General features: G+C 68.2%; 16 protein-coding genes. 11 read left to right on the top strand and 5 right to left on the bottom strand.

Annotated elements, in window-relative coordinates:
* Positions 1 to 18: 18 nt before the first annotated feature.
* From GY812_06230 to GY812_06220, 3 genes are read right to left on the bottom strand one after another with little or no spacing between them, the layout of a single operon-like run.
* Entirely contained in the window at positions 19 to 1554 is a 1536-nt protein-coding gene (locus GY812_06230; GenBank protein MCP4435087.1) for a serine/threonine protein kinase, read from the bottom strand.
* The gene (locus GY812_06225; protein MCP4435086.1) at positions 1551 to 3740 is read right to left on the bottom strand and encodes a hypothetical protein; all 2190 of its coding nucleotides are present in this window, start codon (positions 3738 to 3740) and stop codon (positions 1551 to 1553) included. Before GY812_06225 ends, GY812_06230 begins: the two co-directional genes overlap by 4 nt.
* Positions 3737 to 4453, bottom strand: coding sequence for a GNAT family N-acetyltransferase (locus tag GY812_06220; protein ID MCP4435085.1), 717 nt, complete (start codon positions 4451 to 4453; stop codon positions 3737 to 3739). The genes GY812_06225 and GY812_06220 overlap by 4 nt, the downstream gene beginning before the upstream one ends.
* Before the next feature lie 141 nt (positions 4454 to 4594).
* Between GY812_06220 and GY812_06215 the strand changes: the two genes are divergently transcribed.
* The 3 genes from GY812_06215 (at position 4595) to GY812_06205 (ending at position 7588) form a co-directional block, all read left to right on the top strand.
* On the top strand, positions 4595 to 5605 hold the full coding sequence (locus tag GY812_06215) for a histone deacetylase (GenBank protein MCP4435084.1): 1011 nt from the start codon (positions 4595 to 4597) through the stop codon (positions 5603 to 5605).
* A gap of 91 nt (positions 5606 to 5696) precedes the next feature.
* Positions 5697 to 7106: a CCA tRNA nucleotidyltransferase gene (locus tag GY812_06210; GenBank protein MCP4435083.1), complete on the top strand. Its 1410-nt coding sequence runs from the start codon at positions 5697 to 5699 to the stop codon at positions 7104 to 7106.
* Positions 7107 to 7117: 11 nt separating this feature from the next.
* The gene (locus tag GY812_06205) at positions 7118 to 7588 is read left to right on the top strand and encodes a universal stress protein (GenBank protein ID MCP4435082.1); all 471 of its coding nucleotides are present in this window, start codon (positions 7118 to 7120) and stop codon (positions 7586 to 7588) included.
* Between the two features lie 17 nt (positions 7589 to 7605).
* On the opposite strand, the gene GY812_06200 is transcribed toward GY812_06205, so the two are convergent.
* Entirely contained in the window at positions 7606 to 8415 is an 810-nt protein-coding gene (locus tag GY812_06200) for a methyltransferase domain-containing protein (protein ID MCP4435081.1), read from the bottom strand.
* Between the two features lie 118 nt (positions 8416 to 8533).
* On the opposite strand from GY812_06200, the gene GY812_06195 reads away from it, so the two are divergent.
* Both GY812_06195 and GY812_06190 read left to right on the top strand, forming a co-directional pair.
* Positions 8534 to 8950, top strand: coding sequence for a DUF5318 domain-containing protein (locus GY812_06195; GenBank protein ID MCP4435080.1), 417 nt, complete (start codon positions 8534 to 8536; stop codon positions 8948 to 8950).
* A gap of 113 nt (positions 8951 to 9063) precedes the next feature.
* A complete protein-coding gene (locus GY812_06190; protein MCP4435079.1) occupies positions 9064 to 11238 on the top strand; it encodes a hypothetical protein in 2175 nt (724 codons plus the stop codon).
* Positions 11239 to 11309: 71 nt separating this feature from the next.
* Here GY812_06190 and GY812_06185 read toward each other — a convergent pair whose 3' ends face one another.
* The gene (locus tag GY812_06185; protein ID MCP4435078.1) at positions 11310 to 11513 is read right to left on the bottom strand and encodes a hypothetical protein; all 204 of its coding nucleotides are present in this window, start codon (positions 11511 to 11513) and stop codon (positions 11310 to 11312) included.
* 125 nt (positions 11514 to 11638) lie between these two features.
* Between GY812_06185 and panB the strand changes: the two genes are divergently transcribed.
* The 6 genes from panB to dnaB all read left to right on the top strand — a co-directional run bounded on the left by panB (position 11639) and on the right by dnaB (position 17097).
* On the top strand, positions 11639 to 12496 hold the full coding sequence (gene panB, locus GY812_06180) for a 3-methyl-2-oxobutanoate hydroxymethyltransferase (GenBank protein ID MCP4435077.1): 858 nt from the start codon (positions 11639 to 11641) through the stop codon (positions 12494 to 12496).
* Positions 12497 to 12725: 229 nt separating this feature from the next.
* A complete protein-coding gene (gene rpsF / locus GY812_06175) occupies positions 12726 to 13031 on the top strand; it encodes a 30S ribosomal protein S6 (GenBank protein MCP4435076.1) in 306 nt (101 codons plus the stop codon).
* 13 nt (positions 13032 to 13044) lie between these two features.
* On the top strand, positions 13045 to 13488 hold the full coding sequence (gene ssb / locus GY812_06170) for a single-stranded DNA-binding protein (GenBank protein ID MCP4435075.1): 444 nt from the start codon (positions 13045 to 13047) through the stop codon (positions 13486 to 13488).
* Positions 13488 to 13937, top strand: coding sequence for a 30S ribosomal protein S18 (gene rpsR / locus GY812_06165; protein ID MCP4435074.1), 450 nt, complete (start codon positions 13488 to 13490; stop codon positions 13935 to 13937). Before ssb ends, rpsR begins: the two co-directional genes overlap by 1 nt.
* A complete protein-coding gene (gene rplI, locus GY812_06160; protein ID MCP4435073.1) occupies positions 13934 to 14389 on the top strand; it encodes a 50S ribosomal protein L9 in 456 nt (151 codons plus the stop codon). Before rpsR ends, rplI begins: the two co-directional genes overlap by 4 nt.
* Before the next feature lie 248 nt (positions 14390 to 14637).
* Positions 14638 to 17097 (top strand): replicative DNA helicase, encoded by a 2460-nt coding sequence (gene dnaB, locus GY812_06155; GenBank protein MCP4435072.1) that lies wholly within the window; start codon positions 14638 to 14640, stop codon positions 17095 to 17097.
* The last annotated feature ends 20 nt before the right edge of the window (positions 17098 to 17117 follow it).

Below are 17117 nucleotides of genomic sequence, written 5' to 3'. Positions count from 1 at the left end.
GGCGTCGGCGGCCGGCATTCATCCGACGGCAGTTCCCGTGGCGCTGACCTCGCTGATCTCGACGCGATGGCTCCCGTCGCCGTCACCCAGGTCCGTGATCCAGATCAGCACGGAGTCGGCCCGCTCTCCGCCGAGCGCCACCGAGAGGGGAGCCCGCACGTCGGTGAGCGTCGCCGATGGGGGCGAGTCGGGATCGGGTCCTTCGTCGTCGCGCAACAAGTGGACCTCACCGGACCAGCCATTGGTCGACCCGGCGATGTCGAGGCGGTCCAGGGTCGACGTCGTAGCCAACTCGAGGATCAAACCCACGCCGTCCTTGCCGTCGAAGAAGTCGGAGCGCTCGTACTGCTCGGTGCGCCAGAGCGTCGCGGGATCCCCGTCGATGATCAGTGGCGCCAGGCTGTCGTTCTCACCGGGTTGACCCGTGCCCGACGGGTCGAAGGTGCTCACCTCGCTGAATGCTGCACCTGCGAGTTCCGGCGGCAGAGTCGAAGGTGGAGTCACGCGGCTCTGCGTGCCCTGACTGAGCAGGAGCCCTGCAACCACCAGTGCAGTGCCGACCAGGGCGACGCCGAGCGCTGGAAGAAGCCAGCGGCGTTCGGAGCGCCCGAACCCCTGTGGCTGTGCCGGTGCAGCCGGTGCCTCCGGTGCGCTCGACGCCGGCGCGGGCACTGGCTGGGGGTGGGTCTCGTCGGTGAGGAACAGCAGGTCGGCGCGGAACTCGGCCGCGTCTGCGAAGCGGTCAGCAGGTACCCGCTCGAGCGCCGACATGATCGTGGCGGCCAACGCAGCGGGCACATCCGCGCGGTAGCGCCGCGGGTCGACAGGGTCGGTGTGGAGCCGGGCCAGTGCCACTGCTGCGCCCGAGTCACCCTGGAAGGGGATGCGACCCACCAGGCATTCATAGAGCACGATGCCGAGCGCATAGAGATCGCTGCGGCCGTCCACGCTCTCGCCTTCCAGCTGTTCGGGCGCGAGGTAGGAAGCGGTTCCCATCAACGAGCCGTCACGCGTGAGCTCGGTGTGGTCCTCAGCCTTGGCGATCCCGAAGTCGGCGATCTTCACCCGTCCGTCGGTGCACAGCAGGATGTTGGAGGGCTTGATGTCGCGGTGCACCAGACCGGCCTGGTGGGCTGCTTCGAGGGCGTCGAGCAGACGGAGTCCGATGCGGCGGACACTCTCGGCGTCGAGTGTGCCCCGCTCGTCGAGGACCTCGCGCAGAGTGCGGGCGTCCAGCAGCTCCATCACGATTGCTTTGTAGGTGCCGTCGGAGCAGGTGTCGTACACCCCGACGATTCCGGGATGCGTGAGGCGTGCCGCGGCTATGGCCTCCTGGCGGAACCGGCGCACGAAGGTGTCGTCGCCGGCCAGGTGCGGGTGCAGCACCTTGACCGCCACCCGCCTCCCGAGGGTCTGGTCGCTGGCCTCCCACACCTGGGCCATCCCACCGGAGCCGAGAAGCGACTCGAGGTGGTAGCGCCCGGCAATGACTGTTCCCGCACCGACCAACGTGATGCCCTCGGCCACGCCCTGGTTGGTCGGCTCGTCGGTCACTCCTGCTCCGATTGATCGCCCTCGTGTCGTGGCGACACGCTAGCTGTGTCATCGGCTGCGCCTGCGCCGCCGTCGGGTGCGTCTGCTGTGTCCTGCGTTGGGTTCTCGCCGCCCGGGTCCGACCCGCCGTTGCGCCGGGACCTGTGGGTGCGGATCCACCACACGGCCAGTACGAGGATCGACAGGCCCGAGAGTGCGGCTCCGACTCCGGAGATCGACGATGAGCGCACCGTCACCGATGTGTCGGGCAGCGTGATGGCAGTGTCGGGCGAACTCAGCTCTATTCGCAGTACCGACGAGCCCGGAGCCTGGACCTCCACCGGGATGTCCACCCGGTTCTCGCCGGGCACCAGCACGATCTCGCGGACTGGCCCGTCGGGGAAGTCGAGGCGGGGCGAACGCGTGCGCATGAGCAGGCGCACCGCCTGGCCCGTTGCGTTGCCGAACCGCAGCGGGATCGACCCGGTGCGTGACGTGAGCACGATCGTGCGCGGTGGCGGCACCGATATCTGGGCGACCTTTGCGTCGACACGGACCAGCACACCGTTCCACAGGGCGGTACGTGCGGCCTGGTCGAGTGAGATCTCCACCGTCTGGTCGTTGATCAGGTCGAGTTCGCCGGCGGTCGGGTCTGTGCTGCCCGCCATCGACCGCCATCCCTGGATGTGGGCTCCCACCTGCGTCGTGCGACGGACCATGGCACCGAAGTCGGGTGGGTCGAGCGGGCCGAGTCGGGCCAGGGGAGCGTCGTCACCCGTCTCGGGCGGGGGAGGAGCACCGACTCGTAGTGGTCCGTCGCCGAGCAGCGGCGCGGTCAGTGCGGCGACGGTCTCGGCGGACACGCCGGGAGTCAGCAACACCGCTGCGGAAAGCGGCGGGAACTCGCCCTCGGCAGCCTCGGACGCAGCTGCGAACCACTCGCTCATCAGGGCGGTGACCACGCGGTGTGCAGCCAGGGCGGCCTCGGTTCCCGGCTCCACCATCAGGCGCGTCAGTTCCGCGTCATAGGTCGACACGGCAACGGAGTCGAAGCCTTCGAGGGCGACCGAGCGATTCCGCATGATCGAGTCGTCGAGATCACGCGAGTCGTCAGCGTCGTCCCCGACAAGGACCAACCTGTCCTCTGACACCATCAGGTGCGACACACCGAAGAGGCTGAGTATCCGTGCGGCCTCCTCGTCGAGAGTGTCATCCAGCATCCACAGCGGAACCGGGTCGCGGCCGGTGAACGCGCCATTGATGGCGGCGCCGACCTCGACCTGGCGTGTGAATTCGTCATCGGGCGCCTGCCCGAGCGCAGCGGCATCGACCCGGACGTAGGTCTGCGGCACGACGTTCCATGCGGACTCGGCGACCGAGGCCACGAATGCCTGGTCGGCCGGGCTGGCACTGCGCTGCAACCCGAGCATCGTGTTGGGTCGAAGTGCCACGGTGAGCGGTAGGTCCAGCGACTCGGTGAGCAACGACTGGATCGAACTGAGCGTGGGCTGTTCGTCAGTGGGCACCGATGCCGTGCCATCGGGTGAGAGCGTGGGGCCACTGTCGAGGCTCGCCAGGAGCTGCACAGCCGTTGTCGCGGCGGTGCCCTCGGGTGTGGTGGGTAGTTCCTCGGGCAGCCGGTTGAGGAACACGGTCGTTTCCCACCACTGTTCGCCCGCGGGGTCGGCGAGTTCCAGGCGCACGGGGTGGATGCCGGCGTTGGGCACGAACAGGCTCTCGGAATCACCGGGTCCCGAACGGATCGGCACGTCGAGTACACGCCAGTTGCCGGCTGTGGACCCGGCGGGTGGATCGGCCGGGGCCAACTCGTCGAAGGCGATGCTGCGCGGTGCCTGCAGCGTGCGACGGATCCCGTTGCCGGCGATCACGTCCTCGGTGGCGGCCCTCAGGCCGTCGCTGCCCGGTGATATCCGTTGGCCGACGGTCCAGGTGAGTGTGCTCCCGGGTGGCGCGGCGTTCGATGCAGCGAGGGTGACCGAGAATGTGCCATCGGGCTCGACCCAGGCACTGGCCGCCTCGACGGTGGCGAGCTGCTCGGCGTCGTCGGCCTCACCCTGTCGTTCGGTGGAGTGGACCGCCGACCCTGCGGCGGCGCCAGCCGGTGCGCCGACTGCGACCATGAGCACCGCCGCCAGCGCCAGCACAGCCCCCGGCAGGGTGCGGCGCCGCGGACGGATGCGGCTCACTCCGGGGTCCACGAGAGAACGACGAGGTCGTTCCCCGTTGACTCGAACCCGAGCCGCCGGTAGAGCGACAGGGCTGCCGCGTTGCCCACCTGAGTGTTGACGTACACCTGGCGGCAGCGCCGCTTGATGCTCCACCGCAGGGCGTCGCCGACCAATGCGGACCCGATGCCGAGGCGTTGCACAGCCGGGTCGGTCGCCAGGCGCTGCAGGAAGCCCGAGTCGCCCCCGCGGCCCGTGATGGCGTAGCCGACGACCCGGCCGTCGGCGATGGCCACACGGAACCTGCTCGTGGGGGTAGCCGCTTCTGCGTCAGCCAGGCCTTCGGCATCCAGTCGCCAGAAGTCGGGGAAGGCGGCTGCGTCGACCGCCAGCGCGTCCGAACGGTCGCCTCGTCGACCCCGGCGGAGCCTCACGCGACGTGGGGTGGGCCCGATCTGCTCGACGTTGGCGAGTCGGTGCACGAGCACGTTGAGCCGGTCGTGTTCACTGAAGCCCAGCAGCGTGAATGGGGCAGTTTCGGTCTCTTCGAGCGCAGATGTCAGGACCGACGTGTAACCCCTTGCGGTGACCGCCTCGAGCGCGGCGCGCAGGTCTTGCGTGGTCGGCCGCGTTGCCCGTGGTGGAAGCGAGAGGTGCGCCACGCCGCTGTCCGCCTGCCATGGGCCGACCCGGAACCGCTGGCTGCCCACCGTGATGGTCTCGCGCGTCAACATTGGGTGTGCAGCCTCCTGGCGGCCGGATCGCACGGCCCATTGCCGAGGATACCGTCCTGCACCGCGACGGCGGATACCGCAGCGGGGTATCTGCATGCCGTGTGCGGCGCTGCGCTGCGGTCACACGTAGCGTGGGGAACAGTGAACGTGCTCTTCTGCAGTGACGCGGTCTTCGAGGACCATGACAGCGGCCCCGGACATCCCGAACGACCGGAGCGGATCAGCGCGGTTTCGCGGGGCATCGAGCTGCACGGCCTCAGCGATGCACTGCTGCCGATCTCGGGCAGGCCTGCCACGGATTCGGAGCTCACCGCAGTGCACTCGGAGACCCACGTGGCGAGGGTCGACCGGTTCTGTGAGCTGGGTGGCGGCTACCTCGACTCCGATACGCACGTGGGTGAGTCGTCCGCCCGGCTCGCACGCCTCGGGTCGGGCACCCTCCTGTCTGCGGTCGAGGAGCTGGGCAACGGCACTGCGTCCGCGGCGTTCGTGGCAGTCCGACCCCCTGGTCACCATGCGACCGCTGATCGTGCGATGGGGTTCTGCCTCTACAACCACATCGCCGTGGCCGCAGCGGCGTTGCGCGATGCGGGTAGCCGGGTGGTCGTGGTGGACATCGATGCACACCACGGCAACGGCACCCAGGACATCTTCTGGGACGATCCCGACGTGTTGTATGTCTCCTGGCACCAGAGTCCGCACTATCCCTACAGCGGCCACGCGGATGAGACCGGTGGCGGACCGGGTGCCGGCTCCACGCTCAACGTGCCCGTACCGGCAGGGGCAACAGGAGACGTGTACCGCCGAAGCGTCGAGGAGCTGGTGGCGCCGGCGGTGGAGGAGTTCGGCGCGGACTGGATGCTTCTGTCCGCAGGCTATGACGCCCATCGGGCGGATCCGCTCTGCGACCTCGGGCTCACCTCGGGTGACTACGCAGACCTGTGCTCGGACCTGTTTTCCCTGGTCGACCGGGGGCGGGCGGCTGCGTTGCTGGAGGGTGGCTATGACCTGCGCGCAATCGCAGACAGCGCAGCTGCCACCGTGGCGGCGATGGCGGGGATGAAGCTGCATCCCGAGTCGCCCACCTCGGGAGGCCCGGGTGACCAGTTCGTCGACAGTGCCATGGAGGCACGGCGCCGGGCACTGCACTGAGGTGGCCCCGCAACACTGAGGTGGCCCCACACACTGAGGTGGCCCCGCAACGCCTTCGTGGCCATCCTCACTTGCCGGTACGATCGCCCGCGTGATCCCCGAACGCGCACGCCCCCTGCTCGAGCGCGTCAGGCCGCTTGCCGAGCGGTTCGAACAGGGCGGCCACAGGCTCTACCTCGTCGGCGGCGTGGTCCGGGATCTCCTGTTGCCACCCGGTGAGGACGGCCCGCGCCATGACGACATCGACCTCACGACCGATGCCACCCCCGAGCGCATCAAGGAACTGGTTGCACCACTCGCCGACGCGGTCTGGTCCCAGGGGGAACGTTTCGGGACCATCGGAGCATCGATCGGTGGTGAGGATTTCGAGGTCACGACCCACCGCGAAGAGGTCTACCGCTCCGACAGCCGCAAGCCCGAGGTTGCGTTTCACGGCACCGACCTTCGCACCGACCTCGAGCGCCGGGACTTCACCATCAACGCGATGGCACTCGAGGTGACCGGCTCGGAGCCGTCGCTCATCGACCCCTTCGATGGTCTCGAAGACCTGCTGGCCAAGCGGTTGCGGACACCGCTCGATCCCGACGTCTCCTTCAGTGACGACCCGTTGCGGATGATGCGTGCTGCGAGGTTCGTGGCCCGATTCGACCTCCGCTCGGGGCCCGAACTGGTCGAGGCTGTCAAGAGGGGCGCCGATCGCCTCGGCATAGTGTCCGCGGAGCGGGTGCGTGACGAGCTGTGCAAGCTCGTCGTCGTGCCGGATCCGTCCGCCGGGCTCTGGTTCCTCAGCGACACGGCCCTCGCGGACGTGGTGCTGCCCGAGCTGCCCGCCATGCGCGTCGAGCAGGACCCGATCCACCGCCACAAGGACGTGCTCACCCACACCATTGCCGTGGTCGCCAAGTCTCCCCCGCAGCGCGAGGTTCGCCTGGCGGCGCTCTTCCACGACGTGGGCAAGCCAGCCACACGGGCGATCGGCGACAACGGCGTGTCGTTTCACCATCACGAGGTGGTGGGTGCGCGCATGACCCGCAAGCGTATGAAGGCGCTGCGGTTCAGCAACGAGCTCACCGACGATGTCACCAAACTCGTGTACCTCCACCTGCGCATGCACACCTACCAGCTGGGTTGGTCGGACTCGGCGGTCCGTCGGTTCGTGCGCGACGCAGGCGACCTGCTCGACGAGCTGCTGGCACTGACCAGGTCGGACTGCACCACCCGCAACAAGCGCAAGGCCGAGGCGCTCGAAGCACGCATCGACGAGCTGGAGGAGCGCATCGACGAACTCCGCCAGAAAGAGGAGCTGGCTGCGATCCGCCCCGACATCGACGGAGTGGATGTGATGGAGCACCTGGGGATACCCGGTGGGCCCGTGGTGGGCGAAGCCCTGGCACACCTGCTCGAGCTGCGACTCGAACACGGTCCCCTTGGAACCGAGCGGGCAATCGAGGAACTCGACGCATGGTGGGCTGCCCGGGCCGACGGCGCGTCCGACGGGTAGGTTGTTCGCTCATGAACGAAGCAGGCTCCAGAGCGGCACCGAGTGAGGGTTTCGACGGCATCGTCGTGGGCGTGGATGGGTCCGAGAACTCCCTCGATGCCCTCCGGTGGGCTGCCGACGAAGCGCGGTTGCGTGGTTGCCGGCTGCACGCGGTGGGCACCTACACGACCCCGATCATGAGCACTGGCTACGAACTGGCGGTTCCGGACCCGGCCGACCTTGACGCGGCCGCCAGCCAGACCCTCGGCGCGGCCGTCGCGACCGTGCGCGATGAGGGTGGTCTCGAAGGCGTGGAGGTTGACACCGCCGCGCTCGACGGACACGCGGGCGAGCGTCTCATCGAGTTGTCCGAGACCGCCGAGATGCTGGTCGTCGGATCACGGGGCCACGGTGGCTTCATGGGCCTGTTGCTCGGCTCGGTGACCACCTATGTGGTCAACCACTCCGCGTGCCCGGTCGTGGTCGTGCGTCCGGCCGACTGAGCCCTGCGGCGCCCCCGTCAGATTCCCTGCTTGCGGGCGCGCATCACCAGCGTCGACGGCACCCAGTCATCGAGCGGGCCGCGGTGCGGGGAGCCGACCGCGTCGGTCTCCGGGACCGGCTCCATGAGCGTGTCGACAGCGAAGTTGCTGCGTTGCAGCGAGGTGAACAGCTCGGAGACCTGGTGCACGTGGGTGGCCCCTTCGTCACCACCGACGCGCCATGCCAGCGCGGCGTCGCTCCAGGCGGTGCGCGCGAGCCACGGGCTCGACTGCTCCTCGGGGTCCCACTCGAGCATCAACGACATCGGGTGCGGAACCGACAGGACCACAGGTGCGTCGGGGGAGAGCACGCGGTGCAACTGGCGGAACACCCTGGACAGGTCCTGGACCTGGGCGAGCGAGTAGACGGCCAGCACGGCGTCGATGCTGTCGGCGCGGACGAACGCGAGGTCTGCGAGGTCGCTGTGGTGGAACTCCACACGCACCTCGGCGACTTCGGCTGCGGTGCGGGCCCTCGTCAACCGGGCGGTGGATGAGTCCACGGCGATCACCCGTGCGCCCGCACGCGCCATGGCAACCGAAGCCGACCCCGATCCACAGCCGAGGTCGAGCACCCGCGCACCTTCCAGCGGGCCGAGCAGCTTGGCGAGTGTCTCGTTGTCGAGGTCCGGGCCGAGGCGCACGGCCGGCGCCGCACCCTCGTCGCCATGGGGGAAGCTCGCGGGAACCAGCGGACCGGGACTGCCTTCGTCGCCAACGAGGGTGGGGCGGGAGGACAGGTTGCCCGCCGAGGGGTGCCGCCGGGGAGTGGTTCGGGATCCGGCCATGCCCGCAGTCTCGCGGACCACCCCGAGGGGTTCGCGGACCCCGCCGGTGGCCCACGACGGTCGGGCATGCACCATCTGGCGGCACCGAGGGGTCGATCTGGCGGTACCCTTTCGGGCCGTGCCGTACCTTCAGCCGGACACCGAGGGACGCGAAGGCGCTGTCCCCGGCAGCATTGATTACCGGCTCGCGCGCCGGCAGTTGCTCAGGCGGGTGCGTTCCGGCGAGGTGGCCCGCAACGAGGTCTGCGATGCCCAGCCCGAGCTGCTTCGAGTCGGTGAGAACTGCTCGCGGAAGGCCACCGCGCCGTGCCCGGTCTGTGGTGATTCGAGCCTGCGGCTGGTCCAGTACGTGTTCGCCCCCCGCCTGCCCGCAGGCGGGAGGATCGTCGAGGACCGGGCCTCGCTGAGGAAGCTCGTGGAACGCTATGGCAGCCGCCCCCAGGCCCGCACCTACACCGTCGAGGTGTGCCTCGAATGCCGCTGGAACCACCTGATCGAGGTCGTTCCGCTCTCAGAGGCCCTGCGTCGACGCTGAGTCGTCGGCGACAGCACGCGCCCCAATCCTGAGAACCGGCTACGGCACAGCTACCCGCAGGCTGCCCGCACCGACCAAACTCTTTGCAGGCCGCTTTGCGTGCCCCGACCCCCATGGCTGACGAACCCACCACCCCGACGCGGCCCAAGCGCAGGATCCTCTGGAGCCTTCGCCGCGTCTTCTATGCGTTCGCGGTGCTCGCGGTCGTGGCTGTCGGTGGTGCGTGGCTGGTGCTCAACACCATCGAGCTGCCCGCCGAACAGCAGCCCATCGAGACCACGTTCGTGTGTGACATCAACGTCGGGCCCGGTGAGTGCGGATTCGACAGCGCGATGGCGTCGCTCACCGCGGCGGAGGAACGGGTCCTCGTCTCCTATGACGACCTGCCGCCTGTGCTGGTGCAGGCGGTGCTGTCGACCGAGGACCGCAACTTCTTCGACCACGGTGGGATCGACCCGATCGGCATCACGCGTGCGGTCGTGCGTGATGTGCTCGGCGAAAGCCAGTCCCAGCAGGGCGGGTCCACGATCACCCAGCAGTACGTCAAGACCGTGTACCTGAGCCCGGAACGCACGCTCGACCGCAAGCTGCGTGAAGCGGTGCTCGCGGTGAAGCTCGAACAACAGCTCGACAAGCGCGAGATCCTCAACCGCTACCTCAACCAGGTGTACTTCGGCCGTGGGGCCTATGGCGTCGAGGCTGCCTCGCGCGAGTACTTCGGGATCGGAGTTCAGGACCTGCAGCTGTACCAGGCCGCATACCTGGCGGGCCTCATCCGCTCGCCCGAGAGCGCTGACGCCAGCAGGGACCCCGAGGAAGCGTCGCGGCGCCGCCAGACGACCCTCGACGCGATGGTCGAGGAGGGCTACATCACCCAGGCCGAAGCCGATGCTGCGGCTGGCGTGCCGTGGGTGAGCGGATCTGTTGCCCCCGATGGTTCCGCACAGGTCCAGACGATCCGCCCCCGCGAGGAGAAGCAGGCCGACTTCAACGATGTCAGGTACGAGGAGCTCGGTTCGGAGTACTGGCTCGAGTACGTGCGCAGCCAGGTGCGCGAGACCTACGGCAGCGGTGCGGAGACCCAGGGCCTGCGGGTGTACACGACCTTCGACCCGGAGATGCAGGGCTACGCCCAGGAGGCGGTCCAGGAGACGGTCGAGGACGTCGACGGTCTGCTCGGTTCCCTCGTGGCGGTGGACGACATCGGCAGGGTGCGCGCAATGGTGGGCGGCACGGACTTCAATGCGAGCCAGGTCAACCTGGCGCTGGGCCTCGAGGGTGGTGGCTCGGGCCGCCAGGCCGGTTCGACCTTCAAGACCTTCGCCCTCACAGCGTTCGTGGAGGATGGCTACTCAACGAAGTCGCGTTTCTCGGCGCCCCAGACGACCAGCTTCCCTGGGGTCTACGCGAGCCAGGGCGAGCTGTGGAAGCCCTCGGGCGGTGCTGGTGGTGCAGTGGTGACGGTCGAGGAAGCGACGTGGAAGTCGACCAACACCGTGTATGCGGGGATCGTCGACACGATCGGCCCGGAACAGCTCGTGGACATGGCACAGCGCCTGGGGGTGCGCAGCCCGCTCGAGCCCAACTACTCGCTCGTGCTGGGATCGGGTGAGGTGTCGGTGCTGGACATGGCGGCCGGCTACTCGACGCTCGCGGCCCACGGCAGGCGCACCGACCCCTACGTGATCCGACGGGTCGAGGACGCCGAGGGCAACGTGTTGTTCGACGCCTCGACGGACATCACCTCCGAGCAGGTGATCAGCGAGGACGTGGCCGACACGGTCAGCGCGACGCTGCGCGGGGTGATCACCAAGGGAACGGGCTCGAGGCAGGCGCCGATCGGGGCGCCGGCGGTGGGCAAGACCGGCACCACCCAGAACAACCGCGACGCTTGGTTCGCCGGCTACACCTGTGACATGACCGCTGCGGTGTGGTTCGGCCAGGAGGATCCGGCCACCTACGCCGGCCCGAACCTCACCGGCGGCGGCCTGCCTGCGCGCACTTGGAGTCGGTTCATGCGCAAGGCCGTGGCCGACGAGGATTCCTGCGACTTCGACGGGGTCGACTCAGGCGACAAGGTGCTCAACAGCAACAGGGTGCCGGCCAGCCAGACGACGACGACGCCGTCGACCAGCAGCACGGTGCCCGCGGACGAGACAACCACCACGGTCGATCCCGAGGCCACGACCACGACGGCCGCACCCGAAACCACAACCACGGCCGCGCCCACGACCACCACGACAGCAGCGCCCACGACCACGGCTGCTCCGGCTCCCGCACCCCCGTAGGCGGTCAGTCAGGCGGTCCATCCGCCCGGCCCGGTTGTTCGGCCGTCAGCGGGTCCAGCCGAGGGTGGCTGCTATTCGGCGTCGATGACCGAGTGCGGGAAGGTTGCGCAGCACGAGGCACACCACATCTCGATGTCGCCGGCGGTGGGGCTCGCGCCGGCTTCGATCCCGGCGGGGCTGGCGTCGGCTTCGGCGCTGTCATCGGCGACCAGGTAGACGCGCTGCACCTTGGTGACTTCGCGCTCCTCGCGCCCGCAGCTCTCACAGATCGGCATGGGTGCAACCTACCCGTGGCGTGAAGTCGCCGGGGGCCGCGGCGCTTGGTCCGGACAGCCGGGTGACCTAACCTTGTACCAAGGCCGGCAGCCAAGGGGCGCTGGACCACACGAGGAGGCGAGCCATGGCTCCATCCGCAAAGACCACTGTTCCCGCCGTTTCGGCCCGCAAGGTCACCAACGGCTCCGATCCATTGGTGATGGTCACCGCGTACGACGCTCCGGGCGCCGCCATCGCGGATGCTGCCGGGGTCGACATGATCCTCGTGGGCGATTCGCTCGCGATGGTTGTGCTCGGCTACGACGACACGCTGTCGGTGACCGTGGCCGACATGGCGCATCACACCGCTGCGGTGGCACGTGCCAGGCCCGCCGCACTCGTCGTGGGCGACATGCCGTGGATGAGCTACCACGTGAGTGTTGAGGACACAGTGCGCAATGCAGCCGAACTGGTCCGCGCCGGAGCCCAGTGCGTGAAGCTCGAGGGTGGCGCCAAGCGGGTGCCGATGATCGAGGCCCTGGTGGATGCGGAGATCCCAGTGATGGGCCATCTCGGGCTCACCCCCCAGTCGATGCACGCCATGGGCGGTTTCCGGGTGCAGGCCAAGCAGTCCCAGGCCGCACTGGCCCTCGTGGCGGATGCCAAGGCCCTTCAGCACGCCGGCTGCTTCGCGATCGTGCTCGAGGGTGTCCCGGATGCCGTGGCATCGATGGTGACCGACGCCCTGGACATCCCCACCGTCGGTATCGGCGCCGGCCCCGACTGCGACGGCCAGGTACTCGTGTACCACGACCTGCTGGGCGTCGAGGACCGCAAGGCCGCCAAGTTCGTGCGTCGCTACGCCGACCAGCGAACCGATGCGGTTGACGCCATCACGGCGTTTGCAGTCGACGTGCGCAACGGAGCCTTCCCGGGCCCCGAGGAGACATACCACCTCGATGCCGACGAGGCCGAGGCGCTCTCCCTCTACGGCAGCAAGTAGCGGCTGGAACGCGGCGGCAGCGCGCTGTGGTGCGGCGGTTGGCTGTCACACCCCGCTGCCAACATGTGCGGCATGGAGGAACCAACCAGCTGCGGAAGTGACCGCGGACCCGCCACGCCCTACAGTGGAGAGGTCAACCAAGCCCCTGTCCTGTATCCGACAGGACCCTACGGCCACAGAGCCAGGACCACAGGGAGGTCACAACGTGCCGTCACGCGCGTATGAATTGATGGTCATCGTCGACGCCGATGCCGATGATGCGGCCAACACCGCCGTCATCGAGAAGGTCACCGAGATGGTCGAGGCAGGCGGAGGTCTTGTACCCACCGTCGACAAGTGGGGTCGTCGCAGGTTCGCCTACGAGATCAACCACAAGACCGAGGGTGTCTACACCGTGTTCGAGATCAGCACGGAGGCGACCAATCTCGACGACCTCGACCGCTTCCTCCGACTCGCGGACGATGTCGTCCGCCACAAGCTGATCCGGTTGCCGGACGCCGAGGCCAACCGCCGCGGCCTTCTGGCTGCCGGCTGACAGGAGGACTGCAATGGCAGGAAACACAGTTGAACTGGTCGGCAACCTGACCCGGGCCCCCGAGCTCCGTTTCACCCCCAATGGTGCAGCGGTCGCCAACTTCGGCCTGGCGGTGAACCGGCGCTGGCGAAACCAGCAGAGCAACGAGTGGGAGGAGCAGACCTCCTTCTTCGACGTGGTGTGCTGGCGCGACCTGGCTGAAAACGTGGCCGAGTCGCTCGACCGCGGCACCCGCGTGATGGTCGTGGGCCGCCTCGAGCAGCGTTCCTGGGAGAACCAGGAGGGCGAGAAGCGCTCGAAGGTCGAGGTCGTCGCCGACGAGGTCGGACCGAGCCTCCGCTGGGCAACCGCATCCATATCGAAGAACGAGCGCCGTGGTGGCGACGGGGGATATGACTCCGCTGCACAGAACACACCGCCGGCGCGTGAGTACAACAGCGACGAGGAGCCGTTCTGATGGGCAAGTCCACGAAGCGTGGCCCCAAGGTCAAGGACCAGGGCCGCAAGTTCAAGAAGAAGACATCGATCCTCGATTCCGAGCAGATCGACTACGTCGACTGGAAAGACGTCGACCTGCTGCGCAGGTTCATGTCCGACCGGGCAAAGATCCGCGCTCGACGGGTCAACGGCAACAGTGAGCAACAGCAGCGCGAGGTCTCCAACGCGATCAAGAACGCCCGCGAGATGGCTCTGTTGCCCTACTCCAGCCGGGTGACCACCCAGCGCGGAGGCCGTGGTGACCGCCGTGGGCGTCGCGACCGGCCACCGCGTGACGATGACCGTCCACCGCGCGACGACGATCGTCGACCGCGCAGGGAGGCGCCGGCCGATGAGGATCGCGGTGACGCGCCAGCAGCAGCGCCGGCCGCTGACTCACCCGCAGCGAGCGAGGAGGGTGCACAGTGAGCAACGTCAAGGTCGTCCTGCGTGACGACGTACAGGGTCTGGGCAACCGCGGCGATGTCGTCGAGGTGTCCAAGGGCTACGCCCGCAACTTTCTCGAGCCCCGTTCACTGGCCATTCCGGCCACCTCCGGTGCCGAGGAGCAGGCGCAGTCCATGCGCAAGGCCCGCGATACCCGCGATGCCGCCGCCCGCGAGGCAGCCGAGGAGATCGCCAAGGTGATCGTTTCCAAGGAGATCCTGGTGCAGGCCCGCGCAGGTGAGGGCGGCCGCCTCTTCGGCTCCGTCACCGCTGCCGAGATCGTTGGCGCTGTGATGGAGCAGACCGGTATCGAGATCGACCGCAAGGCGTTGCGCCTCGAGGATCACATCAAGGAAGCCGGCCAGTACCACGTGATGACCCGGCTGCACTCCGACGTCGAGTTCCCGATTCACCTGCAGGTGGTGGCGGACTGACCGCCCGACGCACCCCGTTGCCGCAAGGGCCGGGGGCGTCGCGCACAACACGCGGATGCCAAGGGGGCACCGGTTTCGGTCGGCGCCCCCTTGCTTCCCCGCGCTTCCCCCACAGCCAGGCCCCGGTTGATCCTGGGCTGTCCACAGTCCTCCACAGGACTCCACCCATCGATGCACAGGATATTCGCAGGTAATTCGCAGGGACATCCTCTGGATGCCCACAGGCGGATCGTTGGAGGATCAATGCAATGAATGACGCCATCGGAGCGCCGCTCCGCGCAGGGGAAGACACAAGAAGCGAGGGTCGGCCGCCGCAGGTGATCAGCGCCAGGGTGCCGCCACACTCGATCGAGGCCGAGGAGTCGCTGCTGGGGGCAATGCTGCTGTCCGAACACGCGGTTTCGATGGTCTCGCCGATCGTGGGCGCCGACGACTTCTACAAGCCCGCCCACCGCCACATCTTCGATACCATGCAGGCCCTGGCCGTGGCCGGCCAGGGGATCGATCCCGTGACGGTCGCAGAGGAACTCGATCGGGTGGAGTTGCTCGAGGCCTGCGGCGGTACCGCGGCTCTGGTGACGCTGCAGACGCGCACACCGGCCATCACCAACGCCGAGTACTACGCCCGCATCGTGGAGGAGAAGGCCTTGCTGCGCCGGCTCATCGGTGCAGCCAACGACATCGCCGAACTCGGCTACTCACCGCGCGACGACATCGACCGCACGATGGACGATGCGGAGAGCGCGATCTTCGCCATTGCGCAACGACGCACCACCGACACGATGAAGGACCTCGCGCCGTTGCTCGAGGCCGGTCTCACCAACATCGAGGAGATCGAGGAGCGCGGTGAGGCGGTCACCGGCACCCCCACCGGATACACCGAGCTCGACAAGATGCTTGCCGGCCTGCAGCCAGGTGCACTGATCGTGGTGGGGGCCCGCCCGGGCATGGGCAAGACGGCGTTCGCGCTGGGGCTGGCCTCCCATGCAGCGGTGCGCGAGCGGCTGCCCGTGTTGTTCTTCTCGCTCGAGATGGGCCACCTCGAGATCACCCAGCGCCTGATCGCGTCCGAGGCGAGGGTGGATTCCTCGAAGATGCGAAGTGGCCAGCTGCGCTCCAACGACTGGTCCAAGATCACCAAGGCGATCGGCCGGCTCGGCGAGGGCACGATGTGGATCGACGACAACCCCGCCGTGAGCTTGATGGAGATCCGCTCCAAGGCGCGGCGCCTGCAGGACCGCCTGGGCCAGAAGCTGGGCCTCGTGGTGGTGGACTACCTCCAGCTCATGCAGGGCCGTGGAGCAGCCGAGAGTCGCCAGGTCGAGGTGGCGGAGATCAGCCGGGGGCTCAAGGTGCTGGCCCGCGAGCTCGATGCCCCGGTGCTTGCGCTGTCGCAGCTCTCGCGCCAGCTCGAGCAGCGCTCGGACAAGCGACCGATGCTGGCCGACCTGCGAGAGTCGGGATGCCTGACCGCCGACACCCGCGTGCGGCGGGCCGACGACAACACCGAGGTCACCTTCGGTGAGTTGGTCGAATCGGGCGCCCACGACGTGCCGGTGTGGAGTCTTGACGAGCACTGGCGCATGGTGCCGGCAACACTCAGCCATGCGTTTCCGAGTGGCACCAAGGAGGTGTTCCGCCTGCACCTCTCCTCCGGGCGGCGGGTCGAGGCGAGCGCCAACCACCCGTTTCGCACGGTGTCGGGATGGCGACGCCTCGATGAGCTGGAGCCGGGCAGTCGCATAGCGGTGCCGCGGACCCTGGGCTCACCCGAACATATCGTTCCCGTTGCCCCCGAGGACCTGCCACAGCTCGCAGCCGACATGGTTGCCGAAGGAGCGGCGCCCGCCGCAGTGCACCGCTTGCCCGAGGACCAGCTGGCAGCAGTGCTGCACGGAGTGCTGGGCCGCATCGGCTACCTGTCGGTCACAGAACTGCGTGGCAGGCCACATGTGCGGCTCGCCGCCACCACCGGGTCGCGTCGTCTCGCCGATGATCTCCAGACACTGCTGTTGCGCTTCGGCATCCAGGCCCGGATGAACGACATCGGGTCCAGCCGGCCACGCTGGCGACTGTGGGTGCATGGTGCCCGTCAGCAGCGCCTGCTGCTCGAGCGGATCGGCTTCTCCGGTGAACGTGCGACCCAGGTTCCTGAAGCGATCGCGGTGCTGTCGACTGTGGACGGCAATCCCAACGTCGACACCATTCCGTGTGAGGTCCGCGACCTCGTGGTCGAGAAGCTGCGTGAAGCGGAGATGACCCAGCGCGACCTCGCCGGGGCCCTCGGCGAGCAGTACTGCGGTGGCTACCTCCTGGGCACCGAATCGCGCCCGAGGGCGTCGAGTCGGGAGCGGCTGGCGCGGATCGCCGACGTACTCGGCAGCAAGGAGCTGGCCGAGCTCGCCGACTCCGACGTGTTGTGGGACGAGGTCCTCGAAGTCGAGGCGCTCGGTGAGAAGCCCACCTACGACGCCACTGTGTCTGGTACCCACAACTTCGTGGCCAACGGGGTAGTCGCTCACAACTCGATCGAGCAGGACGCGGACGTGGTGATGTTCCTGTACCGCGACGAGAAGTACAACCCGGACAGCGCCGAGAAGGACACGGCGGAGGTGATAGTCGCCAAGCACCGTGCGGGCCCATCGGGCGTGTGTCGTCTCGTGTTCCTCGACTACTGCACGCTCTTCGCCAACATGGCCACCGATTGAGCGATGGGTACCTCACCGAG

Source organism: Actinomycetes bacterium (genome assembly GCA_024222295.1).
Lineage (GTDB): Bacteria > Actinomycetota > Acidimicrobiia > Acidimicrobiales > Microtrichaceae > JAAEPF01.
This window is presented reverse-complemented; position numbering and strand designations above follow the sequence as displayed.